Genomic DNA, 380 nt, shown 5'->3' with positions numbered 1-380 from the left:
AAGCTCAAGGGTCAGCTGTCGCAGGGTCTGCTGCTGCCGCTCACGCTTTATCCGGAAGTCAACGAACTGGAAGATGGTGTGCTTGGTCCGATCACGCTCTCCGACCTGAGCGACGATACGGTCAGCGAAATCGACCTGACCGAGAAGCTGGGTATCGAGAAGTGGGAGAAACCGATTCCGGTGTCGCTGCGCGGCGTGTCGCGTGGCAACTTCCCGTCGTTCATTCCGAAGACGGATCAGGAACGCATCCAGAACATCGAACGCCTCGTGTTCGACAAGTATGCGGAAGAAGTGTTCCAAGAATCTACGAAGATGGACGGTTCGTCGCTCACGGCCTACTACATTCCGCCGTCGAGCAAGTACTTTGCGACGGCCGCCAA

At 57.1% G+C, this 380-nt stretch carries 1 protein-coding gene; it reads left to right on the top strand.

The genetic code is table 11. The features are described 5' to 3' along the window. Window positions 1-380, top strand: a 380-nt coding sequence (locus AC30CM_RS27390; RefSeq protein WP_490120036.1) for a hypothetical protein, incomplete at both ends; no start/stop codon positions are given.

Source organism: Mycobacterium sp. DHQP2018-32-09 (assembly GCF_058148405.1).
This window is presented reverse-complemented; position numbering and strand designations above follow the sequence as displayed.